Source organism: Streptomyces sp. NPDC001617 (assembly GCF_053596855.1).
Genome location: NZ_JBSFHA010000129.1, coordinates 1 through 22,500 on the forward strand (window position 1 = coordinate 1; position 22,500 = coordinate 22,500).

At 72.0% G+C, this 22,500-nt stretch carries 23 protein-coding genes and 3 pseudogenes; 10 read left to right on the forward strand and 16 right to left on the reverse strand.

Annotated features, from left to right (window positions below; translation table 11 throughout):
* Both ACWC09_RS49075 and ACWC09_RS49080 read right to left on the reverse strand, forming a co-directional pair.
* Positions 1–563, reverse strand: a 563-nt coding sequence (locus ACWC09_RS49075; protein ID WP_450858389.1) for a maltotransferase domain-containing protein, incomplete at its 3' end; no start/stop codon positions are given.
* A gap of 5 nt (positions 564–568) precedes the next feature.
* A pseudogene (locus tag ACWC09_RS49080) lies at positions 569–921 on the reverse strand (DUF5133 domain-containing protein).
* Between the two features lie 245 nt (positions 922–1,166).
* Here ACWC09_RS49080 and ACWC09_RS49085 point away from each other — a divergent pair.
* Together ACWC09_RS49085 and glgX are read left to right on the forward strand one after the other, a co-directional pair.
* Positions 1,167–1,670, forward strand: a complete 504-nt coding sequence (locus tag ACWC09_RS49085; RefSeq protein WP_450858391.1) for a pep a2 — start codon at positions 1,167–1,169, stop codon at positions 1,668–1,670.
* A gap of 26 nt (positions 1,671–1,696) precedes the next feature.
* Entirely contained in the window at positions 1,697–3,805 is a 2,109-nt protein-coding gene (gene glgX, locus ACWC09_RS49090; RefSeq protein WP_450858425.1) for a glycogen debranching protein GlgX, read from the forward strand.
* Positions 3,806–3,808: 3 nt separating this feature from the next.
* Here glgX and ACWC09_RS49095 read toward each other — a convergent pair whose 3' ends face one another.
* Together ACWC09_RS49095 and ACWC09_RS49100 are read right to left on the reverse strand one after the other, a co-directional pair.
* On the reverse strand, positions 3,809–4,612 hold the full coding sequence (locus tag ACWC09_RS49095) for a VOC family protein (protein ID WP_450858393.1): 804 nt from the start codon (positions 4,610–4,612) through the stop codon (positions 3,809–3,811).
* A gap of 251 nt (positions 4,613–4,863) precedes the next feature.
* Positions 4,864–5,676, reverse strand: coding sequence for an RNA polymerase sigma factor SigF (locus tag ACWC09_RS49100; protein WP_450858395.1), 813 nt, complete (start codon positions 5,674–5,676; stop codon positions 4,864–4,866).
* A gap of 257 nt (positions 5,677–5,933) precedes the next feature.
* Between ACWC09_RS49100 and ACWC09_RS49105 the strand changes: the two genes are divergently transcribed.
* From ACWC09_RS49105 to ACWC09_RS49120, 4 genes are all read left to right on the forward strand, one after another.
* The gene (locus ACWC09_RS49105) at positions 5,934–6,386 is read left to right on the forward strand and encodes a MarR family winged helix-turn-helix transcriptional regulator (RefSeq protein WP_450858396.1); all 453 of its coding nucleotides are present in this window, start codon (positions 5,934–5,936) and stop codon (positions 6,384–6,386) included.
* Positions 6,383–7,225: an ABC transporter ATP-binding protein gene (locus ACWC09_RS49110; protein WP_450858398.1), complete on the forward strand. Its 843-nt coding sequence runs from the start codon at positions 6,383–6,385 to the stop codon at positions 7,223–7,225. Before ACWC09_RS49105 ends, ACWC09_RS49110 begins: the two co-directional genes overlap by 4 nt.
* Positions 7,185–8,039, forward strand: a complete 855-nt coding sequence (locus tag ACWC09_RS49115) for an ABC transporter permease (RefSeq protein ID WP_450858399.1) — start codon at positions 7,185–7,187, stop codon at positions 8,037–8,039. The genes ACWC09_RS49110 and ACWC09_RS49115 overlap by 41 nt, the downstream gene beginning before the upstream one ends.
* A 194-nt stretch (positions 8,040–8,233) precedes the next feature.
* Entirely contained in the window at positions 8,234–8,755 is a 522-nt protein-coding gene (locus tag ACWC09_RS49120) for a hypothetical protein (RefSeq protein WP_450858401.1), read from the forward strand.
* 12 nt (positions 8,756–8,767) lie between these two features.
* On the opposite strand, the gene hemC is transcribed toward ACWC09_RS49120, so the two are convergent.
* Both hemC and ACWC09_RS49130 read right to left on the reverse strand, forming a co-directional pair.
* On the reverse strand, positions 8,768–9,703 hold the full coding sequence (hemC, locus tag ACWC09_RS49125) for a hydroxymethylbilane synthase (RefSeq protein ID WP_450858403.1): 936 nt from the start codon (positions 9,701–9,703) through the stop codon (positions 8,768–8,770).
* 62 nt (positions 9,704–9,765) lie between these two features.
* A complete protein-coding gene (locus tag ACWC09_RS49130; protein WP_450858405.1) occupies positions 9,766–10,962 on the reverse strand; it encodes an MFS transporter in 1,197 nt (398 codons plus the stop codon).
* Positions 10,963–11,079: 117 nt separating this feature from the next.
* Here ACWC09_RS49130 and ACWC09_RS49135 point away from each other — a divergent pair, with 117 nt between their 5' ends.
* Positions 11,080–12,063 carry a DUF5937 family protein gene (locus ACWC09_RS49135; protein WP_450858427.1) on the forward strand — a complete coding sequence of 328 codons (984 nt, stop codon included), beginning with the start codon at positions 11,080–11,082 and terminating at the stop codon, positions 12,061–12,063.
* Here ACWC09_RS49135 and ACWC09_RS49140 read toward each other — a convergent pair.
* The 5 genes and pseudogenes from ACWC09_RS49140 to ACWC09_RS49160 form a co-directional block, all read right to left on the reverse strand.
* Positions 12,060–13,076 (reverse strand): questin oxidase family protein, encoded by a 1,017-nt coding sequence (locus ACWC09_RS49140; RefSeq protein WP_450858407.1) that lies wholly within the window; start codon positions 13,074–13,076, stop codon positions 12,060–12,062. The two genes, ACWC09_RS49135 and ACWC09_RS49140, sit on opposite strands and share 4 nt — an antisense overlap.
* Before the next feature lie 71 nt (positions 13,077–13,147).
* Positions 13,148–14,704, reverse strand: a complete 1,557-nt coding sequence (locus tag ACWC09_RS49145) for an MGH1-like glycoside hydrolase domain-containing protein (RefSeq protein WP_450858409.1) — start codon at positions 14,702–14,704, stop codon at positions 13,148–13,150.
* A 168-nt stretch (positions 14,705–14,872) separates the two neighbouring features.
* Positions 14,873–14,995: pseudogene (locus tag ACWC09_RS49150) on the reverse strand (NPP1 family protein); the annotation flags it as partial.
* A gap of 9 nt (positions 14,996–15,004) precedes the next feature.
* Positions 15,005–15,985 (reverse strand): non-homologous end-joining DNA ligase, encoded by a 981-nt coding sequence (gene ligD, locus ACWC09_RS49155; protein ID WP_450858410.1) that lies wholly within the window; start codon positions 15,983–15,985, stop codon positions 15,005–15,007.
* A gap of 91 nt (positions 15,986–16,076) precedes the next feature.
* Entirely contained in the window at positions 16,077–16,826 is a 750-nt protein-coding gene (locus ACWC09_RS49160; RefSeq protein ID WP_450858411.1) for an SDR family oxidoreductase, read from the reverse strand.
* A gap of 114 nt (positions 16,827–16,940) precedes the next feature.
* On the opposite strand from ACWC09_RS49160, the gene ACWC09_RS49165 reads away from it, so the two are divergent.
* Positions 16,941–17,648 (forward strand): TetR/AcrR family transcriptional regulator, encoded by a 708-nt coding sequence (locus ACWC09_RS49165; RefSeq protein WP_450858412.1) that lies wholly within the window; start codon positions 16,941–16,943, stop codon positions 17,646–17,648.
* Positions 17,649–17,651: 3 nt separating this feature from the next.
* Here ACWC09_RS49165 and ACWC09_RS49170 read toward each other — a convergent pair whose 3' ends face one another.
* From ACWC09_RS49170 to ACWC09_RS49180, 3 genes are all read right to left on the reverse strand, one after another.
* A complete protein-coding gene (locus tag ACWC09_RS49170) occupies positions 17,652–18,335 on the reverse strand; it encodes a response regulator (RefSeq protein WP_450858414.1) in 684 nt (227 codons plus the stop codon).
* A 40-nt stretch (positions 18,336–18,375) separates the two neighbouring features.
* Positions 18,376–19,563, reverse strand: coding sequence for a sensor histidine kinase (locus ACWC09_RS49175; protein ID WP_450858416.1), 1,188 nt, complete (start codon positions 19,561–19,563; stop codon positions 18,376–18,378).
* Between the two features lie 116 nt (positions 19,564–19,679).
* Complete coding sequence (locus tag ACWC09_RS49180) at positions 19,680–19,892, reverse strand: hypothetical protein (protein ID WP_450858418.1); 213 nt, start codon at positions 19,890–19,892, stop codon at positions 19,680–19,682.
* An 88-nt stretch (positions 19,893–19,980) separates the two neighbouring features.
* Between ACWC09_RS49180 and ACWC09_RS49185 the strand changes: the two genes are divergently transcribed.
* On the forward strand, positions 19,981–20,163 hold the full coding sequence (locus ACWC09_RS49185; protein ID WP_450858420.1) for a hypothetical protein: 183 nt from the start codon (positions 19,981–19,983) through the stop codon (positions 20,161–20,163).
* A gap of 42 nt (positions 20,164–20,205) precedes the next feature.
* Here ACWC09_RS49185 and ACWC09_RS49190 read toward each other — a convergent pair whose 3' ends face one another.
* On the reverse strand, positions 20,206–21,687 hold the full coding sequence (locus ACWC09_RS49190) for an MFS transporter (protein WP_450858421.1): 1,482 nt from the start codon (positions 21,685–21,687) through the stop codon (positions 20,206–20,208).
* A 141-nt stretch (positions 21,688–21,828) separates the two neighbouring features.
* On the opposite strand from ACWC09_RS49190, the gene ACWC09_RS49195 reads away from it, so the two are divergent.
* Positions 21,829–22,398 (forward strand): hypothetical protein, encoded by a 570-nt coding sequence (locus ACWC09_RS49195; RefSeq protein WP_450858423.1) that lies wholly within the window; start codon positions 21,829–21,831, stop codon positions 22,396–22,398.
* A 7-nt stretch (positions 22,399–22,405) separates the two neighbouring features.
* On the opposite strand, the pseudogene ACWC09_RS49200 reads toward ACWC09_RS49195, so the two are convergent.
* Positions 22,406–22,500, reverse strand: a pseudogene (locus ACWC09_RS49200) (LytR C-terminal domain-containing protein); the annotation flags it as partial.

Sequence of the window (22,500 nt, forward strand, 5' to 3'; positions counted from 1 at the left end):
GTCTCGGAGGCGGTGACGAACTCCCGCAGCGGGTGCGCGGCCAGCACCGCGTCCACCTCCGGCGTCAACGCCGCCGCCAGCCGCGCGGCGGCCGGCAGCGAGTCGTCCCGCAGTGCCTCCGCCGTCGCCAGCACCGCCGCGCGCCCCGGTCCGGCAGGCACCCCGGCGGCCACCCGCGCGAACAGGTCGGCGCCCTCCTCCAGGACCAGGCCGACGTCGATACCGGCCGGGACCTTGATGCGGGCGTGGTGGCGCCACGTCGACACCGGGTCGCTCCAGGCCTCGACGCGATAGGTCCAGCGGCCCTCGGAGGCGGCCGTGACCTCGGCGCCCCAGCGGTCGGAGCCGGGTGCGAGCTCACGCATCGGCGTCCACGGGCCGTGCGAGCCCTCCGGGTCCGTCAGGACCACGTTGGCCGCGACCGCGTCATGGCCGTCGCGGAAGACGGTCGCGGTGACCTCGAAGGTCTCTCCCGCGACCGCCTTCGCCGGACGCCTGCCGCACTCCACGACCGGGCGGACGTCGCGTACCGGAATGCGCCCGATGGTCGGGGTCGAACTCATGGGTCTCACCTCCGCCGTGCTCGAGACCGGACCCTTCGCCCGATCGGGGGAACAAGCCGCGCCGGAAGGGGGTGCCTCCCCGCGGGGGACTGCCGGTGCCGCCCTGCTAGGCGGTCTCTGCCCGGGGCCGCTCGCTCTGCTCCCGGAGATAGGCGACCAGACTGCTGCCCAGATAGCGCTCGGCGGCGTCCGCGGCCTCGCGGGCACAACGTTTGCCCATCAGCACGCACAGCGTGTAGCCCGAGTCCTCGAAGGTGGCCCGCACCGCGCGATCGGCGGGCGAGGCGAGCATGACACGCTCCCAGGCCCGGTACCGCCGCAGTTGCCGGGCCACTTCGGCTTTGGCCGGTAGCAGCATGACGCCGTTCACCTTCCGGGTCGTACACACACGGGAGAGGGGTCTTCACACATGGTGCATGCGTGGCCACGCAACGTCTTGTTGGATCTTCAACTACCTCGGGGGTGCGCTCGTGTTGCACGAATGGCGTAGCACTCCCACGCTTGAGGTGACTCAGGAGCGATCAGTGCTCACGCTTCGCGTTCGGGGCCCGTCCCGCCGGGACGAGGTGAAACGGGAGCTTCGCCGGTGAGGAGCCAACGAAGATGAAGACCGCAGTGCCCTGCTACTACCACCTCGACGTGGAAGTCAGTCCGGAGCGGGTCGGACAGGTCAGGCGCATCCTGGCCGCACACCTCAGGCTCTGGGACCTCGAAACACTGGTCGAGCCCGTCTGCCGCGGCGCCGAACTGCTGCTGTCGGCCATCGACGAACACGCGACGGACAAGAACACCTCGATCGAGCTGTGGTGGAACGGCCAGCATCTGATCACCGCCATCGGGGAGAACGACTCCGAACTGCGCCCGGACCAGGATCTGCGCGCCTGTCTGCAGCGCATCGCCGCGATGAGCGACGGCTGGGGCTGCTGTGCCACGGACACCGGCAGCAAGGTCATCTGGTTCTCGCAGCGGGCCCGCGCCGGAGCGCGTGTGCCGCTGGTCCCGGTGGCGCCCGCGCCGAGCCTGCGTGCCGTGCGCCAGGTGCCGCGCGAGGTGCCGGCCGCGGCCCTCGCGAGCCCGTTGAGCGGCGTCCTGGAGGTCGCCCGGTGACCGCGAAGCGCCGCCGCAAGGCAGGGGTGCCCGTGTGGAGCGGGCACCCCTACCCGTTGGGTGCCGCCTTCGACGGCGAGGGCACCAACTTCGCCCTCTTCAGCGAGGTCGCCGAACACGTCGACCTCGCCCTCGTCGAGGACGACGGCACCGAGCGCACCGTCCCGATGGCCGAGGTCGACGGCTTCGTCTGGCACTGCTACCTGCCGAAGACCGGCCCGGGGCAGCGTTACGGCTACCGGGTGCACGGCCCGTTCCACCCCGACCTGGGCCACCGGTGCAATCCGAGGAAGCTGCTCCTCGACCCGTACACCAGGGCGGTCGACGGCCAGGTCGACAACCACGCCTCCCTCTTCGAACGCGCCCCGCACGGCCCGTCCCGCTCCGACAGCGCGGGCCACACCATGCTCGGCGTGGTCACGGACCCGGCCTTCGACTGGGGCGACGACCGGCCGCCGCAACGGCCGTACGCCGACAGCGTCATCTACGAGGCCCACGTCCGCGGATTGACCCGCACCCACCCCGACGTCCCCGCCGAACTCCGCGGCACCTACGCCGGCCTCGCGCACCCCGCGGCGATCGAGCACCTGACCTCGCTCGGCGTGACCGCCGTCGAACTGATGCCGGTGCACCAGTTCGTCCAGGACGGCGTGCTGCAGGACCGCGGCCTGTCCAACTACTGGGGCTACAACACGATCGGCTTCTTCGCCCCGCACAACGCCTACGCCGCCCACGGCACCCGCGGCCAGCAGGTCACCGAGTTCAAGGCGATGGTGAAGGCGCTGCACGCGGCCGGCCTCGAAGTGATCCTCGACGTCGTCTACAACCACACCGCCGAGGGCAACGAGAAGGGCCCCACCCTCTCCTTCCGGGGCATCGACAACGCCTCGTACTACCGCCTGGTGGACGGCGACTGGGGGCACTACTACGACACCACCGGCACCGGCAACAGCCTGCTGATGCGGCACCCGTACGTCCTGCAGCTGATCATGGACTCGCTGCGGTACTGGGTGACCGAGATGCACGTCGACGGCTTCCGTTTCGACCTCGCGGCCACGCTGGCCCGGCAGTTCCATGAGGTGGACCGGCTGTCGGCGTTCTTCGACCTCATTCAGCAGGACCCCGTGATCAGCCGCGTCAAGCTGATCGCCGAACCCTGGGACGTGGGGGAGGGCGGCTACCAGGTCGGCAACTTCCCGCCCCTGTGGTCGGAGTGGAACGGCAAGTACCGGGACGCCGTACGGGACTTCTGGCGCGCGGAGGAGCACACGCTCGGCGAGTTCGCCTCCCGGCTGACCGGCTCCTCGGACCTGTACCAGCACAGCAGGCGCCGCCCGCGCGCGAGCGTCAACTTCGTCACCGCGCACGACGGATTCACGCTGCGCGACCTGGTGTCGTACAACGACAAGCACAACGAGGCCAACGGTGAGGGCAATCGGGACGGCGAGAGCGTCAACCGGTCCTGGAACTGCGGCGCCGAGGGCGAGACGGACGTACCGGGAGTCCTGGAGCTGCGCGCCCGCCAGCAGCGGAACTTCCTTGCCACGCTGCTGCTCTCGCAGGGCATCCCGATGCTGTGCCACGGTGACGAACTCGGCCGCACCCAGGGCGGCAACAACAACGCCTACTGCCAGGACAACGAAGTCTCCTGGATCGACTGGGAGTTGACCGACGAGCAGCGTGAACTCGCCGACTTCACGCGGTACGTCATCGGACTGCGTGCCGCCCATCCCGTACTGCGCCGCCGGCGGTTCTTCCGCGGCGAGACCCCGACCCACGCCGGGCAGCCGCTGCCCGACCTGGTGTGGCTGGCGCCGGACGCGCGGGAGATGACCGAGGAGGACTGGCAGCGCGCCGACGCGCACTCCGTCGGCGTCTTCCTCAACGGCGACGCCATCGCCGAACCCGACCCGTGCGGGGGCCCCGTCGTCGACGACTCCTTCCTGCTCCTGCTCAACAGCTACTGGGAGCCGATGGAGTTCCGGCTGCCGGACGTCGCGTACGGCGAGCGCTGGACGACCCTGATCGACACCGCCGAGCCGCAGGGACCCCCGGACGAGACCGAGCACAAGGCGGGCACGGAGGTGATCGTCGAGGCGCGCAGCCTCGTCCTGCTCACCCGCCCGGCCCGCTGAGCTTCAGCGCTCCGGGCGCGAGGTCACCGTGAACTGCGCGCCGTCGGTGTCGCGCAGTACGGCCTCGTCGCTGCCCTTCGACAGGACGCTGCCGCCGTGCAGTTCGGCGGCCCGCACACAGGCGGCCACGTCCTCGACCGCGAAGTGGATCTGCCAGTGCGGCCGGATCGTGGGGTCCGGGGCCGCGCCCAGCGCGCCCGACGTGATGCGCGCCACGATGTCGCCGTCGCTGCGCAGCACCACCTCCCCGCCCTCGTAGCGGACCTCGCAGCAGCCGGGGGGCTCGGTCGCCCAGTCCAGGACCTCGCCGTAGAAGATGGCGGCGTCGAAGGCGTCGCGGGTGTGCAGCCTGATGAAGGTCGGGGCGGCCTCGCGCCACTTCTCCCAGTCGGCGAAGAGCTCGCCCTCCCAGATCCCGAAGGTCGCCCCGTCCCGGTCGGCCAGCAGCGCCGCGCGCCCGGGCGGGAAGGAGATCGGCCCGACCGCCGCCGTACCGCCGCGCTCCTGGGCGCGTGCCACGGCCTCGTCCGCGCTGGGCACCGCGAAGTACGGCGTCCACGCCACCGCCATCTGCCACATGGAGGCCACGCCGGCGATCCCCGCCACGGGGGTGTCGTCCACCATCGCCATCCGGAAGCGGTCGCCGAGCTTGGCGGGGCGCAGCCGCCAGCCCAGGACGGCCCGGTAGAACTCCTCGGCGACGTCGAGGTCGCGGCTGGTCAGGCTCACCCAGCAGGGCGCGCCGAACACGGAGTGCGAGGAGACGACCTCGGCCGTGCCGTTGGGGCGTGTCGTGTCGTGATTCATGGCAGTCGCGTCCTGGTCTCGTCGACCGGCAGACACCGGTCTGCCACCAGTGTCCAACCGGAACCGCCCCGTGCGCCTGCCGAGTACCCCGGGGGCGGCTCCGAAACGGGCGCCGCGCCCGGTGGCGCAGGGTCGTGGAGTGACGATGACGGACGCGTGACCTGGGCACCGCACCACTCCGCCGCACTCGGCCGGGTTTCACCCGAACAGAGGTGGGCCGTCTTCAAGGACGTGTCCGGTCCGCCCCGGAGTCATGAAAGGACCGGCGCCCGGCCGGCCTCGGCGAGCAGTTCCTCCCGCAGCTGGGCGAAGCAGCCGCTGAGCAGGCGGGAGACATGCATCTGCGAGATGCCGAGCTGCTCGGCGATGCGGCTCTGTGTCATGCCGCCGAAGAACCGCAGATAGAGGATGGTGCGCTCACGCTCGGGGAGCGCCTGGAGGCAGGGCGTGACCGCCACCCGGTCCACCACGACGTCGTACGCCGGATCGGGGCCGCCGATGGCGTCCGCCAGCGCGTAGCCGTCGGTGCCGGGCATCTCGGCGTCGAGGGACAGCGCGGAGAAGCACTCCAGGGCCTCCATGCCGGTGCGCACCTCGGCCTGGCTCATACGGGCGTGCCGGGCGATCTCGGCGACCGTCGGCGGTCGGCCCTGGGTGGTCTGGGAGAGCTCCTTCGCCGCCTGCCGGACCCGGTTGCGCAGGTCCTGGACCCGGCGCGGCACGTGCAGCGTCCACATGTGGTCGCGGAAGTGCCGCTTGATCTCGCCGGTGACGGTCGGTACCGCGTACGCCTCGAAGGCGTGGCCGCGGGCCGGGTCGTAGTGGTCGACGGCCTTGACCAGACCGAGGGCCGCGACCTGGTACAGGTCTTCCAGGGCCTCGCCGCGCCCCTTGAACCGGACGGCGATCCGCTCGGCCATGGGCAGCCAGACCCGGACCAGCTCGTCCCGGAGCGCCTTGCGCTCGGGGCCGTCGGGAAGCCGCGCCAGCCGCTCGAAGGCCTCGGCCGTGTCGGGGGCGTCGTCGTGCGGATGGGGCTTCGTGCTACTGGTGGTGATGCGCATCGCGCGCACCTCCCTCAGGCGGTGCTGGGTGGACAGACACCATGGGAGGCGCGGGCTCGGATCTGCGGAGACATCCGGGGCCTCGCGGTTCCCACGGAGGTGCCTCCTGTCCGAAGCACTCCATGCAGATGCCCGGCGTCGCAGCTTCCAAACAAAACGGGCATAACGGTGACGTGGTGTGGTCGGGCGGCGGTGCCGCGTCACGCTTGACCGTTCCATGGGTTCGTTACCTCTGCTACAGAGGTAACGTTCGAAGGGTGGCGACGGAGACCTTCCCGGACGAGTTCATCGACGCGCTCATCGGAGTCCAGCGGCTCCTCAGGCGTCGGCTGCGACGTCAGATCGCACCGCAACTGCGCGGCGCCGAGGTCGAGTTGCTGCGCCTGGTCGTGGCGCAGCCCGGCATCGGCATCTCGGACGCCGCCAAGGATCTGTACCTGGCGAGCAATTCGGTGTCGACGCTGGTCAACCAGCTGTCCCGGCAGGGCTATCTGGTCCGTGAGACGGACCCCGCCGACCGGCGCGCCGCCCGGCTGATGCCGACCCCCGCCGCCGAGGCGCGGCTCGCCGAGTGGCGCAAACGGCGCGGTGAACTCGTACGGGACGGGCTCGCCGGACTCGAGGACGCGGACCGGGCCGTGCTCGAGGCGGCCGTCCCGGCCCTGCGCAAGCTCGCCGACAACCTGCACGAGGAGGCCGAGGAGTCATGACGAAGGACGCGGACACCGCGACGGTCGACGCCGTCACCTGCACCGGACTCGCCTACACCTTCGGCGAGACCAGGGCGGTCGACGGACTCGACCTGGCCGTGAGGGAGGGCGAGGTCTTCGGACTGCTCGGCCCCAACGGCGCCGGAAAGACCACCGCGATCCGCTGTATCACCACCCTGCTGCCGGTCCCCGCCGGCATGGTCGGTGTCTTCGGCCACGACACCGCCAAGGACCGTATGGCCGTACGCCGCCTGCTGGGCTATGTCCCGCAGCAGCTGTCCGCCGACGCCGGGCTCACCGGACGCGAGAACGTCGCCCTGTTCGCCCGTGTCTTCGACGTCTCCCGGCGCGAACGCGGCGAACGTGTCGGCCAGGCCCTCGCCGCCGTCGACCTCACCGACGCCGCCGACCGGCTCGCCGGCACCTACTCCGGCGGCATGGTCCGCCGCCTCGAACTCGCCCAGGCCCTGGTCAGCGCCCCCCGGCTGCTGATCCTCGACGAGCCGACCATCGGCCTCGACCCGATCGCCCGCACCGGCGTGTGGGAGCACATCAACGCCGTACGGAACGCCACCGGCATGACCGTCCTGGTGACCACCCACTACATGGACGAGGCCGACCAGTACTGCGACCGGGTCGGCCTGATGCACCGCGGCCGTGTCCGCGCCCTCGGCACCCCGGCCGAGCTGCGCCAGGGCCTCGCCGAACGCCGGGGCACGGACACCCTGCCGACCCTGGAGGACGTCTTCCGCGACGTCGCCGGCAGCGGTCTCGACGACAAGTCAGGAGATTTCCGCGATGTCCGAAGCACCCGCCGCACCGCCCACCGCGTCGGCTGACCGCACCGACGGCATCGACCTCCTCCTGCAGCCTCCCCAGCCCCGCGCGGGCTGGCGGCTGCTGCCCGCCCGGGTGGTCGCGATGTGCGCCGTCGAACTGCAGAAACTCCGCCACGACCGCACCGAGCTCTACACCCGCGCGGTCCAGCCGGCCCTGTGGCTGCTGATCTTCGGTCAGACCTTCACCCGGATCAGGGCGATACCCACCGGCGGCATCCCCTACGTCGACTACCTGGCTCCCGGAATCATCGCCCAGTCCGCGATGTTCATCGCCATCTTCTACGGCATCCAGATCATCTGGGAGCGTGACGCCGGCATCCTCAACAAGCTGCTGGTGACCCCGACTCCGCGCTCGGCGCTGATCACCGGCAAGGCGTTCGCGGCCGGCGTGAAGTCGCTGATCCAGGCCGTCGTCGTCATCGTCATCGCCGCACTGATGGGCGTGGCCCTGACCTGGAACCCGCTCAAGCTGCTCGGCGTCGCGGCGATCGTGGTCCTCGCGTCCGCCTTCTTCTCCTGTCTGTCGATGACGATCGCCGGAGTGGTCCTCAGCCGCGACCGCCTGATGGGCATCGGACAGGCCATCACCATGCCGCTGTTCTTCGGCTCCAACGCCCTGTACCCGCTGTCGATCATGCCGGGCTGGCTCCAGGCGATCAGCACGTTCAACCCGCTCAGCTACCAGGTGGACGCCCTGCGCGGACTCCTCCTCGGCACGCACGCGCACGTGGCCCTCGACCTTGCCGTGCTGTTCGTGGCCGCCGCCCTCGGCATCGCCGCCGCCTCCTCGCTCCTCGGCCGACTCGCCCGCTGATCACACCGCCCGGAACGTGATGTGCGGCACGCACCCTCACACGCGTGTGTGGCACATTTCGCCGATTGTTCCTGCGCACGGCTTGATCAGTGATCAAAGGGGGCGAATTCCCTGGCCACAGCGCATTCTGCTCATTTGACAGTGCACTGAGCACACAGATAGGAAGCAGCTCTCTGAGGTCGAAGAGGTGGATTGTGTACGAGCCGAACGTGGTCGGGGACTGGCAGGAGTACGACGAGCATGCCGGCCTGCGTGTCCGCGTCCACCGCCTGGAAGCCACCGAGCCGCCGCGCGGCCGGGACGACGCGGCCGCCGGGCTCACCTACTTCAGCGTCCGCGTCACGGTCGAGAACCGCGGCAGCGGTCACTCCACCATCCACCTGGAGGACGGTCAGATCGACGTGCGGATCGGCCCCGAGGGCGAGGCCGCGTTCATCGACTGGCGCAACTCGCAGTTCATCGAGGGCTTCGACGTCTACCCGCTGCGCCGCGCCACCGCCGTACTGTTCGCGGCCGGCCCGGAGGCCTCCCTCAGCCAGGTCGACATCCAGATCCAGCTGCGGGTCGACGACGAGTGGGCCGACCGCCGGCTGTGGGCCGGCGGCATCGGGCTGCACGAGGAGCCCGTGGGCACCCATCCGGCCTCGACCCGGGACGTCCTGGCCCACCAGGTGAGCAACTTCCTGCGCGACCAGGCGGAGGAGGGCACGGCCTGAGCCGTGGCCGCCTCAGTGGGGGATGCCGTCGATGATCTCGCGGGCGCCCTGACGCAGCAGCGCCACCGCGACCGACGTGCCCAGGGTGGCCGGGTCGAGCCGGCCCGCCCACTCGTGGGCGTTCAGCCGGGTCTTGCCGTCCGGCGTGAACACACAGGCCCGCAGCGACAGTTCGCCGCCGTTGTTCGCGCGCGCGTACCCGGCGATCGGGCTGTTGCAGTGCCCCTGCAGGACGTGCAAGAACATCCGCTCCGCGGTGGCCTCCCGGTGGGTGTCCGGATCGCCCAGCCCGCTGATCGCGTCGATCAGGTCGGTGTCGCCCTCCCGGCACTGCAGGGCCAGGATGCCCGCGCCGATCGACGGCATCATCGTCTCCGGTGACAGCACCTCGCTGATCACGTCCTCGCGCCCGATGCGTTCCAGGCCCGCCGCCGCGAGCAGCAGCGCGTCCGCCTCGCCGGCCGCCAGCTTCGCCAGCCGCCGGTTGGCGTTGCCGCGGAACGGCACGCACTCCAGGTGCGGGTGAGTGGCGGATAGTTGGGCGACCCGGCGCACCGCGGAGGTGCCGATCCGGGTCCCCTCCGGAAGCTCGTCCAGTGTGAGGCCGTCCGGATGCACCAGGGCGTCGCGGATGTCGTCCCGCTTCAGGAACGCGGCGAACGTCGTGCCCGCCGGCAGCGGCCGGTCGGCCGGCACGTCCTTGAGGCAGTGCACCGCGAGATCGGCCTCGCCGGCCAGCAGCGCGGCGTCCACCTCCTTGGTGAACGCCCCCTTGCCCTCCACCTGGGACAGCACGCCCATCCACTTGTCACCGGTCGTCTTCACCGGCACGACCTCGGTGCGCACACCGGGGTGCAGAACCGCCAACTCGGCGCGGACACGCTCCACTTGGGCGAGCGCCATGGGCGAGTCGCGGGAGACGATACGGATCAGTTCGGGGACGGACATGCGGACACGATAGACCCCTGGGAGGGGTGGCTCGGGCGGTACTGCCCGATTCGGGAGGTGAATCACGCCGCGGTCGTGTCCGGGCGTCCCGGTACGGCGACGAGCCTTCTCGCGGGCCAGACCGGCATCGCGAGCGCCCCCACCGAGAGGAGCCCGCCGACCAGGAACAGCCCGCGCACCCCGACGCCATGCAGCAGAGCGCCGCCCACGAGCGCCCCGACAGCCACCCCCACGTTGAACGCGACGGAGTTCGCCGCGAGTGCCGTCTCGGTGCGGCCCGGCGCCACCCGGAGCACCTGGCTCTGCGTCGCCATGAACACCGGTGCGACCGAGGCGCCCAACAGCATGAGCAGCACGACCGAGGCCACCCGGCTGCCCGCCCCGGCGTACAGGCCGAGCAGGGCCGTCGCCTGGGTGGCCACCGGCACGGTGAGCGTGGCGCGCGGAAAGCGGTCGAGAAACGGGCCGGTGACCGCGACACCCGCGAGCGCGGCCGCCCCGAACGCGAACAGCACACCGCTCACCGCGCCCTCGCCGAACCCGCCGACGTCCTGGAGCAGGGCGGCGACATACGTGAACGCCGTGAACACCCCGGTCACCGACAGCGCCGTGGTGGAGACGACGAGGAGGAACCGCCGCCGGTCCGGAGCGACGCCGTACGCCGCATGACTCTCCTGAGGACGCGAGGTCGGCAGCAGAGCGGCTACGACCACCAGGGACACCAGCGCCAGCACGCCGATCACCACGAACGGTGCCCGCCAGCCGCCGTGACCGCCCAGCCAGGTCCCGCCCGGCACGCCGAGCACCGTGGCGAGCGAACCGCCGGCCGACAGCAACCCCATGACCCGGCCACGCCGTTCCGGCGGGAACAGGCCGACCGCGACCGGCCCCATCAGCACCCAGAACGCCGCCTGCGCGATCGCGGTGACCACCCGTGCCGCCATCAGCAGCCCGTACGAGACGTTCTGCAGCGCCGAAGCCCAGCTGGCCAGCGCCAGCAGCCCGAGCAGCCCCGCGAGCAGATGGCGGCGCGGCAGGGACCGCGTGACCCGGGCGAAGGGCAGCGACACCACGGCCACCGTGAGGCCGTACCCGGTGACCAGCGCGCCCACGGCCCCGAGCGACACTCCCAGGTCGGCCGCCATCAACGACAACAGGCCCACCGGCAGATTCTCGGCGGTGTTGAAGGTGAACGCCGCCAGCATCAGTGCCGCGACGACGGCGGCCCTGCGCCACGCGGCCGGACGTACGCTGCCCATCTCTCGGCTGTCCTCCGGGGTCGGTGATCGAGGGCAGCAAGCGTGCTCGGCCCACCGACGGGCCTCTACTGTTTCGATCCAGACCGAATGGGTCCCGCACCGCTCACGGAGGCCGCCTTGCCGCTCACCCTGCACCTGGGCGCCGCCGACCTGACCCGCTGCCGGTTCGCGATCTCGCCCCTGTGCCAGACCCACGAGGCCCTGCGGATGCTGCGCCGCCCGGCCCGGCACGGCTACCACCGCGCCTGGTTACGCCGCCTGGGCCGCACGCTGGACGGACTGGACCTCTCACCGCTGTGGCTGTTCGTCCCGCGTCCCGGTGGCTACACCCCCGACTTCCTGGGCGCGCCTCCCGACGAGCCGTACCCCTCCATCGACGACGAACTGGCCCGGATGCGGGCCACCGACCCGGCGCTGGCCCGCGCCGAGATGGCCCGCTCGCTCGCCTGCACCCCGGGCCTCGCCGAGTCGCCGCAGGGCCGCGCCGCACTGGACGACCCGGCGGGCACCGTCCGCCGCCTCGCCGACCTCACCGAACTGGCCTGGCACGCCCTGCTCGCCCCGGACTGGCCGCGCCACCGCGCCGTCCTGGAGGCCGACATCGCGCACCGCTCACGGCGGGCGGCCGACGGCGGCCTCGGCGCGCTCCTCGGCGCTCTGCACCCCGGTATCGACTGGAGCGGACACGCCCTCACCCTGCGGATGTACGGCGACCTCCCGGACGCCCAACGGGCCGACGGGCGGGGTGTGCTGCTGATGCCCAGCGTCTTCGTGTGGCCGGACGTGGTCAGTGGCTTCGCCCGCCCCTGGCAGCCCACCGTCATCTACCCCGCCCTCGGCATGGGCCGTCTCCACACCGCCCCGCGCCCTTCCGAGGCCCTTGCCCGGCTGCTCGGCCACCAGCGCGCCGCCGTCCTTGGAGGCCTCAACACTCCGGCATCCACCACGGAGTTGGCCCGTCGACACGGCCTCGCCCCGTCCACCGTGTCGGCCCACCTCACCGCCCTGCGCGAGGCGGGCCTGCTCGGTTCACGGCGCCAGGGGTACTACGTGCTGTACGCGCGCACGGCCCTCGGAGACGCGCTGGTCGCCGCCAACTAGACCAGCGGAATGCTGATGTCGATCGCCCGCTGTGCCGCGGCCAGGGCCCTCTCGTCGCCCACGTCCAGGGCCGTGTCGGCGAACTTGACGACGTGCTCGTCGCCGTGGGCGAGGGCGCGCTCCATCACCTCCTGCGCCGTGAGGCGGGCCGGGGGCGTGTAGACGACGGGTGCGGCGGGGGCGTACATCGCGGTGACCGCCGCGGACGCCGTCCAGGCCGCGTGCAGGCTCGGCGCCCACAGTTCGCGCGGCAGCGAATCCAGGGTGCGCAGCACGGCGTTGGGGGCCGTCGAGGCGTGCACCAGCATCGTCGCCTCGCCGTGCCCGTGGCTGGCGTATCGGTGCACGGCGGCCGTGACCAGCTCGGTGAGCCGCTCGCGAGCCGCGTCAGGATCGGTCACGTCCTGTGCCCAGAGCGGGAGTCGGCGTACGGCCGCCAGTCGGGCGGGAAAGCCGGTCACGCCTGCGGGGATCGGCGCAACGACGTCGAGCGAAGCCGCTGCCGTCGGTGCGCCCGGCAGGTCGGCGAGGCCCGTGACGGTCTGGTGTGCGGCTCCCCAGTAGCCCAGGGCGTGCGCGAGTTCGGTGAGCCGCGGTGCGTTCTCACCGGCTTCCAGGGTGCGCACGGCATGGCCGACCCGGATCACCGTGTGCGTGGCGCCGCCGTACAGACCCGGCAGCAGGCGCGGCCACCATGTGGCGAGGACGCTCTGCCACGGGTGTTCGGCGAGAGCCCGGGAGAAGTAGTCGATCCAGTCGGCCACCCGGCGCCGGTCGCCCAGCACCGTGGGCCAGTTGTCGTCCGTGACGGGTGCCACCCGGTTCGGGAAGTCCTCCAAGTGGTCCCGGTACAGGTCCAGCCAGTGGTGCACGGCGCCCGCCTGCCCGCGCGCGGCGAGCGCCTCGACGACCATGGGGGCGTGGTTGGAGAGCCGTCCGAGGCGCTCCGGTCCGGTTGCGTGGACGCGTTCCAGGGCTTCTTCGAGCCGTCCGCTCGTATCGATCGTGTCCATGGGAACGACGCTATGCAGCGTGCCGTTACAGGGGATCGGGCGCGGGAACGAGGCCCGGCCCGCCTCGGGGCCTAGACCTCCAGGTCCAGGTCCACGGTGTGATGTCCCGTTCCGTCGAACGGAATCAGCGGTTCGGCCGGGCGCCCGTCGACCGTGCACGACCGCACCCGGGTGCCGCCCCCGCTCAGAGCGATGTCGAGGGTCATGCGCCGCCAGCGCAGCCCGCGCAGGCTCACCGGGCCCCAACGGGGTGGCAGACACGGCCGCAGTCGTACGGCGTTCTCGGTGAAGTCCAGACCGAACAGCCCGTCATGGACCAGCCGCAGATACGCCGTCGCCGACCAGGCCTGGTCCGGCTGCGAGACGAAGTGCTCGACCCGTCCGCCGCCTCCCTCCTGCCAGCCGCCGTCGACGGCACCGCTCATGGAGTCGTAGAGCTCGTAGAAGTCGCTGCCGCTGTTGGTGACGAGCGCGGCGAGGAGTTCGACGGAGCGCGCGAACAGGTCGGTGCGGCCGGCGCTCGCGGCGGCGTGGCCGTAGAGGCCGTGCACCATCGGCCACACCATGACGTTGTGCCGCCCCGGACGCTCGTCGTCGAACCGAGGGAAGTGCGGCCAGACGTTGACGATTCCGTACGGCTGCCAGTGCGCGCCGGCCAGGATCCGGCGCGCCCGACCCCGGTCCGCCACCCCGCACAGGACGGCGAGGGCCAGGCCCGCGCCCTCCTGGGAGGCGTCGACCGCTCCGTCACCGTGGAGGAGGTACGCGTATGTCCCGGCTTCCTCGCGCCAGAGGTGCTGGTCGATCGCCTTCCGCAGGCGCTCCGCGTCCGCCCGCAGGGACATCGCGCGCTCCGGCTCGCCGAGACTGTCGGCCATGCCCGCGAGCGCGGAGTGGGCGCCGTGGTAGAGGCAGTTGGTCGACAGGCACATCAGGCCCTCCGCGCCGGGATGGTCCAGGACGAAGGAGGAGCGGACGCGCGGTGAGGCGGGCGGGCTCGGGTAGCCGGAGATGCCGTCGTTCATGAAACCCGGCCCGCGGAACAGGCCGTACGAGGCGTCGAGGTCGCGGGCCCGGCGCGCGGCGAGGGTGTTGACCGCGGTCCGGTAGGCCTGGGCCAGGAAGGCGCGGTCACCCGTGACCCGGTAGTGGTGCCAGGCGGCCGGGATCCACACGACCTGGTCCCACCACTGGTCGTCCTGCTGCACCACCGGCCCCTGCGGACCGCGCTCCACCACCGACCACAGCGTGTTGCGGCCGACGGCCGGCGCCAGCAGGCTCACCCCGCTCCAGGCGTTGACGGCGGCGTCCCGCGTCCAGCGCTGCGGCGCGGGATACCCGCCACCGGCCCGTACGACGGTGCCGGGCGGGTAGGTGAGCAGCCCCGCCCTGTCGTACACCTTCGGATCGGCGGGGACGGTGTGGGTGTCGGCGAGGGCCTTCAGCGCGGTGGCGTACAGGGTGCCGAGACCGCGCTGGACGGTGGGGTCGGCGAAGGCGAGGGTGGGCATGGCGTACCCGTTCCCGCGGGCCGTCGCTCGTGCACTCGCCGTGCCGACGGCTGCCACGGCGGCCAGAAAGCTCCGCCGCGCGAGCCGCCCGTGTTTGGTCCGTCCGTCGACCGGCATGGTCCGCCCTTCCTGGCTCTCGCAGCCAGCATGACCCCGGGAGCTGTGGAACGAGCCGGCCGGTGAACCGTCGTGGGATCAGACGTTCGGGTCGAACGTGATATCGGACGGCTTCGCCGAGGAGAGATACGAGGCGACACTGTGCCGATGCCGACCGTGTGGTGCACGATCTCCGCGTGGCTGACCAGTCGGCTCGAGGCCGCCGTTGACCGTGCCGTCGGGGCCGATCGCGGGAGTGGAGCAGCAGCCGTCCGTGTCGTGGTCGAAGGCCGGTTGGCAGGCGAACTCGGCCATGACGGATCAGCCGAGGTCGTCCGGCAGATCGGCCGCTGCGTCCTCGGGCGCCAGGTCGGGCCGCAGGCGCAGCCAGGAGGGCTGGCGGAGCAGGCCGGCCCGGGTGCGGGTGCTGTAGCGGACCTCGCCGACGAGCCGGGGCGCCACCCAGTGCGCTCCCGGCACCGCGGGGACCGGGTCGAAGGGGCACACGGTCGTCTCGGCCGCCCGCAGCAGCCCGGCGAGCTCGGTGCGCTCGGCCTCGCTCCATCCCGTGCCCACCCCGCCGACGTACCGCAGCCTCCCCGCCGCCCGCTGCCCGACCAGAACGGCGCCGGGCAGCCCCGACAGCCGCCCCTTTCCTGGCAGCCAGCCGCCCAGGACGACGTCCTCGCTGCGCATGTTGCGGATCTTGATCCAGGCCCGGGAACGCACCCCGGGCTCGTACATCGAGTCCAGCCGCTTGCAGACCAGGCCCTCCAGACCGTGCTCCCGGGTGGCCTGCAGCGCCTGCTCGCCGTGCCCGACCAGCGCGGCGGGGGTCGACCAGTACGCCCCGTCGAGGCCGAGCTCCTCCAGCAGCCCGCGCCGGCGGACGTACGGGAGCGGAGTGAGGTCCTGGCCCGCCAGGTGCATCACATCGAAGAGCACCAGGTGGATCGGCACCTGTGCCGCCTGCCGCACCGCCCGGCCCGGCGCGTGCGCCAGCCCCATCCGGGACTGCAGCAACTGGAAGTCCGCGCGGCCGTGTTCGTCGAGGGCCAGCACCTCCCCGTCCAGCACCGCGGGTGTCGCCCCCAGGGCCGTGGCGAGCGCTCGCAGCTCGGGATACGCGGCCGTGATCTCCTCCCCGGACCGGGCACGCAACCGGACGCCGCCGTCCCCTTCGAGGTAGGCGACCACCCGCTGGCCGTCCTGCTTGGTCTCGTAGGCCCAACGGGCGTCCTGCGCGGCGGACGGCAGGGAGCCGGACCGGGCGAGCATGGGCGGGATGAGGGGGAGCGTCACAGGGTGAGGTGTCGACGGTGTCGCGACTCGCCACGCGCCCCGTCCGCCGTTTTCCCCTGAACGGCGCCTGTTCTCGCGGCGCGCCGGGCCGTCAGACTATGCCGCCGTTGGCCCGCAGCACCTGCCCGTTGACCCAGTGGCCCTCGGGGCCGACCAGGAAGGACACGACGGCCGCGATGTCCTTCGGCGTCCCCAGTCGCTCCAGCGGCGGCTGGGCGGCCAGCCGGGCCACGGTCTCCTCGTCCTTGCCGTCGAGGAAGAGATCGGTCGCGGTGGGGCCGGGCGCGACGGTGTTGACGGTCACGTCACGGCCGCGCATCTCCCGCGCGAGGATCAGCGTCAGCGCCTCGACCGCCCCCTTGCTCGCGGCGTAGGCGCCATAGCCGGGAAAGGCGAGACCCACCACGGAGCTGGAGAAGTTGACCAGGGCTCCGCCCTGGCGCAGTCGGCGCGCGGCCTGCTGGTCCACCACGAACGTGCCGCGGATGTTGGTGCGGTACAGGGCGTCCAGCTCGCCCAGGTCGAGCTCGGCGACGGGGGCGAGGGGCATCCGCCCGGCCGCGTGCACGACCGCGTCGACACCGCCGTAGGTGGCCTCCGCGAGGTCGAACAGGGCGGCGACCTCGTGCTCGTCACCGACGTCCGCGCGGGCCGCGAAGGCCGTGCCCCCGGCCGCCTCGACGGTGTGCACGACCTCGTCGGCCGCGTCCTTGTTGCCCGCGTACCCGACGACGACCGCGAACCCGTCGGCGGCGAGCCGCTGGGCGACCTGCCGTCCGATGCCGCGCGATCCGCCGGTCACGATCGCGACGCGCTGGTCCGTCCGGGGTGGAGTGGTCATGACCGCATCCTTTGTTAGCGTTGCTACGTTCTTCTCGTATCGACGATAACACGGTTTCGTAGCGTTGGTACCTCAGAATTCGTATCGACGCTACGAATGGCGTACGGTGGCCCCATGGATGCGCGGGAGAAGATCCTGGAGGCGGCCACGGACCTGCTGGCCGAGGCGTCGGTCGCCGACGTCTCCACGCGGGCGGTGTGCGAGGCGGCGGGGGTGGGTGCGCCGATGCTCTACCGGCTGTTCGGGGACAAGGCCGGGCTGCTCGCTGCCGTGGTCGACCGGGGATTCGGGGCCTATCTCGCCTCCAAGCGGGCGGCCCGGCCCAGCGGCGACCCGGTCGCCGACCTCAGGAGCGGCTGGGACAACCACATGCGGTTCGCGCTGGAGCACCCCAACCACTACCGCCTCATGTACTCGCCCGAGCTCACGGTCCCGCCCGCGGCCGCCCAGGAGGCGCACGCGCTGCTGCACGGGATCCTGGAACGCTGCGCGGCCGCCGGCCGGCTCACCGTCCCGCCCGCCCTCGCCACACAGATCGTCATGTCCGCCAATGTCGGGGCGGCCCTGTCGATGCTGACCAGACCCGAGCAGTACCCGGACCCGCGGTTCGCCGAGCGGCTGCGCGACGCCGTCCTCGGCTCGGTCACGCGGCCCGCCGCCGGGGAACCGGCCGGCCGGGACGGCCGGGACGGCCGGGACACGGCCGTCCCGGTCGCCGCCGCCACGCTCGCCGCCCGCCTGCGCGCCGCGCAGGCCCCCGTCTTCACCCCCGCCGAGTCGGCCCTGCTGGAGCAGTGGCTGGACAGGCTGTCCGCCGGCTGAGCCTCAGCACTCCCCGGGCTGCGGGGCCCGCACCAGGCCCGACTGATAGGCGATGACCACGAGTTGGGCGCGGTCCCGGGCGCCCAGTTTCGTCATCGCGCGGTGCACGTGCGTGCGTACGGTCAGCGGGCTGACGTAGAGCTTCTCCGCGATCTCCTCGTTGGAGTGGCCCTCGGCCACCCACGACATGACCTCCCGCTCGCGGGTGGTGAGCCCGGAGAGATCGGCGGAGCCCGGCAGCCGCGCGCCGCGCACGGGAGTCGTCAGGAACCGCTGGATCAGTACGCGCGTGGCCGGCGGGGAGAGCAGCGAGTCGCCCGCCGCCACCGTCCGGATGCCGTCGAGGAGGGCCTCGGCGGTCACGTCCTTGCCGAGGAACCCGCTCGCACCCGCCCGCAGCGCCTGGGCGACGTACTCGTCGATCTCGAAGGTGGTGAGGATCAGCACGCGCGTGCCGGACAGGGCCGGGTCCGTGCAGATGACCGTGGTGGCGGCGAGGCCGTCGGTGCCGGGCATCCGGATGTCCATCAGGACCAGGTCGGGGCGGTGGATGCGGGACAGGTCGACCGCCTCGGCGCCGTCGGTCGCCTCGGCGACCACCTCCATGTCGTCGCAGGAGTCGATCAGGATGCGGAACGTGGCCCGCAGCAGGGCCTGGTCGTCGGCGAGCAGCACGCGGATGGTCATGGGGTCCGTTCCTGTCGTCTCATGGTGGTCGTCTCCCGCGTCACAGCGCGGTGGGGTACAGGGGCAGTCGGGTCGTGACCTCGAAGCCGCCCTCCAGCCGGTGGCCCGCCTGCAGGGCCCCGCCGACCGACCGGGCGCGCTCGCGCATGCCGATCAGCCCGAAGCCGTGGCCCGGGGCGGGATCCGAGGGGCCGGTCGAGGTGCCGTCGTCGGTCACGGTGATCGTCAACTGGTCCTCGCGGTAGGCGAGGTGTACATGCGCCGCCCTGGCCGAGGCGTGCTTGGCGACATTGGTCAGCGCCTCCTGCACGATGCGGTACGCCGTCAGGTCCACCCCGGGCGACAGCTGTCGGGGCGTGCCCTCGGTGGCGACCTTCACGCTCAGGCCCGCGGAGCCGAAGGCGTCGGTCAGTTCGGCGAGTCGGTCCAGCCCCGGGCTCGGGGCCAGGGGTGCTTCGGGGGTGTCCGGCTGGCGCAGCAGACCTACGGTGGCCTTCATCTCGCGCAGCGCCGAGGACGTCGTACCGGCCAGCTCGGTGAGGATCTTCTGGACCTGATCGGGATGGGTGCGGGCCAGATGGGCCGCCGTGCCCGCCTGGGCGTTGGCCAGGGCCAGATGGTGGGCGACGACGTCGTGCAGCTCGCGGGCGATCCGCATCCGTTCCTCCGCCACCCGGTGCCGGGCCTCGTCCTCGCGGCTGCGCTCGGCGTACTCGGCGCGCGCCTGGACGGCCTCCAGATAGGCGGCCTTCATCCGCACCGTGGTGCCGGTGGCGACCGGCAGCAGCAGCCAGGCGGCGGGGCCGAGGGTCTTCAGGGGCCAGGGGTGGTCGTCGGGGTCGACCACGAAGGTCGGGATCACGATCAGGGCGAGGGCGGCGACGAAGAAGATCCGGGTGGTCGCGCGGTCGGTGCCGACGGACAGCCGCAGCAGCGCCAGCATGACCGGGGCCAGGATCAGCGGAGTGAGCAGATGGCCCAGCGCGCCGGCACCGGCGGCGCCCAGCGTGGTCACCACGGTCACCGTGCGGGGGTGGGTGCGCTGCCAGAACAGGGCCACGCAGGAGCCGGCCGCCAGGGCGATGGTGGGGCCCACCGCGTCCGAGTGGTGCGCGTCGGGCACCTGGATCTCGCTGCCGAAGAGGAAGGCGGCGAACAGGAGCGCCGCCGTCATGGTGTCGACGGTGCGCAGATGCTCGTCCGCGTATCGCTGCCAGGGGATGCTCATCGCGTCTCTCCGGTGGGTCCTCGAGCCATGGTGGGCGATGCCCGCCGGGAACGACGGGCGAGGGCCGCCCGGGTCCGGTGCGGCACGGGCGACCCCCTCGGGGGAAGGCGACGGGGTCACAGACGGGCCGCCTCCCGTACGGAAGGGGCTGAGGCGCCCGGGTCCTCGCGGATCAGCGCCTCGGCCTCCCCAGGCTCCCGGGGCGGGGCCGTCACGTCGTCGTGCGGCTGCCGACAATCGGGGCTACTGAGAACGCAGTACGGGTCGGGCCGCACGTCATACCGCAGCACGAGGGGCCGTGCGGTGGTGGAGCGGGCTACACCGGGCATCCGGGCACGCACTCCATCGAGAGGGCGGAGCCATGACGACAGGGTTGTTGGCACACGGTCAAACACCTGCTCCCGAGAGGAAATCCCGATGAAGACCCTGCTTGCGTCCCGGCCCGTGCTCTGGTTCCTGTTCCTGTTCAACCTCGCCGTCGCCGCGGTGGCCCCCTTCGCCGTGGACGGCGCCCAGGGCGTCCTCACCTGCGTCGGCATGGGCGCCGTCTCGCTCGGGGCGGGGGTGAGCCTGCTGCGGACCCGCAGGAAGCCGGCCTGATGGCCGCCGACCGTGGGCCGGCGGCCATCTGCGGTCGGCGGCTCAGCCCACCGTGGACGCGTCGGCCGACGGTTCGGCGACCGCGTGCGCCGACGCGGCCGGGGCGACGGGCCGGCGGCGCGGGATGAACGACGCCACGGCGAAGGCCAGCAGGGCGGCGCCCGCGCCGATGGCCATGACGGCCTTGAAGCCGTTCTCCGACGGCAGCGCGTAGCCGCCGAGGCTGATCGTCATCTGGGACAGGATGACGCCGGCGATGGCGCTGGCGCACGACGTACCGATCGAACGCATCAGCGTGTTGAGGCTGTTGGCGGCGGCGGTCTCCGAGGGGTCCACCGCGCCCATGATCAGGGCCGGCATGGCGCCGTACGTGAAGCCGATGCCCGCGCCGATGACACAGGACACCAGCACCAGGTGCCAGACCTCGGACATCAGCACGATGTTCAGGCCGTACCCGGAGGCCACGATCAGGGCACCGATCATCAGCGTGACCTTCGGGCCCTTCGCCTTGGACACGGCGGCGGACACCGGGGCGAACGCCATCATCACCAGGCCGGACGGTGCCATGACCAGACCGGCCGTCAGCAGCGACCTGCCCAGGCCGAAGCCGGTCTGGGTGGGCAACTGCAGCAACTGCGGCAGGACCAGGGACATCGCGAACATCGAGAAACCGATCGCGATCGAGGCCAGGTTGGTCACCAGCACCTGACGGCGGGCGGTGGTGCGCAGATCCACCAACGGCTCGGAGGTGCGCAGTTCGAAGAAGCCCCAGGCGACCAGCACCACGACCGCCGCCGTGAACAGGCCCAGGGTGGTGCCGCTGGTCCAGCCCCAGTCCGCGCCCTTGGAGATCGCGAGCAGCAGGGACACCAGACCCGCAGCCATACCCACACCGCCGACCACGTCGAAGCGGCCACCGGAACGCACCTTCGACTCCGGCACGAACAGCACGACGAGCGCCAGGGCCACGACGCCCATGCCGGCCGAGGCCCAGAACAGCACGTGCCAGTCGAAGTGGTCCGCGATCAGCGCCGCCGTCGGCAGCCCCAGCGCGCCGCCGACTCCGAGCGAGGCACTCATCAGCGCCGTCGCCCCGGCCAGCCGCTCCACCGGCAACTCGTCCCGCATGATGCTGATACCCAGCGGCACGACCGCCGCCGCCAGCCCCTGTACCGCCCGACCGATGATCATCGGCACCAGCGACTGGCTGAGCGCGCACACGACCGAGCCGGTCACCAGCAGCACGACGCTGACCAGCAGCATGCGCCGCTTGCCGAACATGTCGCCGAGCCGCCCCACCACCGGTGTCGCCACCGCGGCCGCCAGCAGCGTGGCGGTCACGGCCCAGGCGGTGTCCGACGCGGGAGCGTCCAGCAGCTTCGGCAGCTCCGGGACGATCGGGATGACCAGCGTCTGCATCAGCGAGACGACGATGCCGGCGAAGGCCAGTACGGCCACCACGGCACCGGACTGCGACGTGGCCGGATCGCCCGCGCTCGCAGGTCTCGGAAGAGCGTCGGACATGAAAGGAGCCTCCATACGGATGGTGCGAGACGGATGGTGAGAGGGACCGGAAACCTGATCAAAGGTAAGTCAGGCGCTTGACTTACCTTAAGGGCTCGGTTTGCCTGATCGTGCAGCGACCACCGGATCGGAGGAGGGCGTATGTACCCGCGCGAGGACCGACAGCCCCTGAGGTATCCGTTGCACGGCACCACGGCGCTGGAGCGGCCCGCCGAGTGGGACGGATTGCACGACCGGTGCCCGTTCGCCCGTGTGACCCTGCCCAGCGGGGACGAGGCCACGTTGCTCACCCGTCACGAAGACGTCCGGCAGGTCCTCTCCGACAACAGGTTCAGCAGTCTGCTGCGCGCCGACGCGGCCCGGATCGCGGACGACGACTGCGGCGGGGTGTTCGGCAGCGACATGGCGAAGGCCCTCCCCGCGCGCGGGGAGGCGCACCGGCGGTGGCGCGGTGCGGTGGGCCGGTGGTTCACCGCCGAGCGGGTGGCCACGCTGCGGCCGGGCATCGAGGCGACGGCCGAGAAACTCGTCGACGACATGGTGGCCCACGGGCAGCCCGCCGACCTGCGCAGTCACCTGGCCTACCCGCTGCCCGTCTGGGTGATCTGCGACCTCCTCGGCGTTCCGGCCGCCGACCACGACCGGTTCGCGTACTGGTCCGACGTCCTGCTCAACCTCACCCGCTACAAGCAGGACGAGATCGAGCAGTAAGGCGTCACGCCGACGCCTTCTTGCCGCCGCCCGTGAAGATGTCGATGAGCTGCAACGTGCCCCAGCCGATCAGGCTCAGCGCGGCGACGGAGGCGACCACGA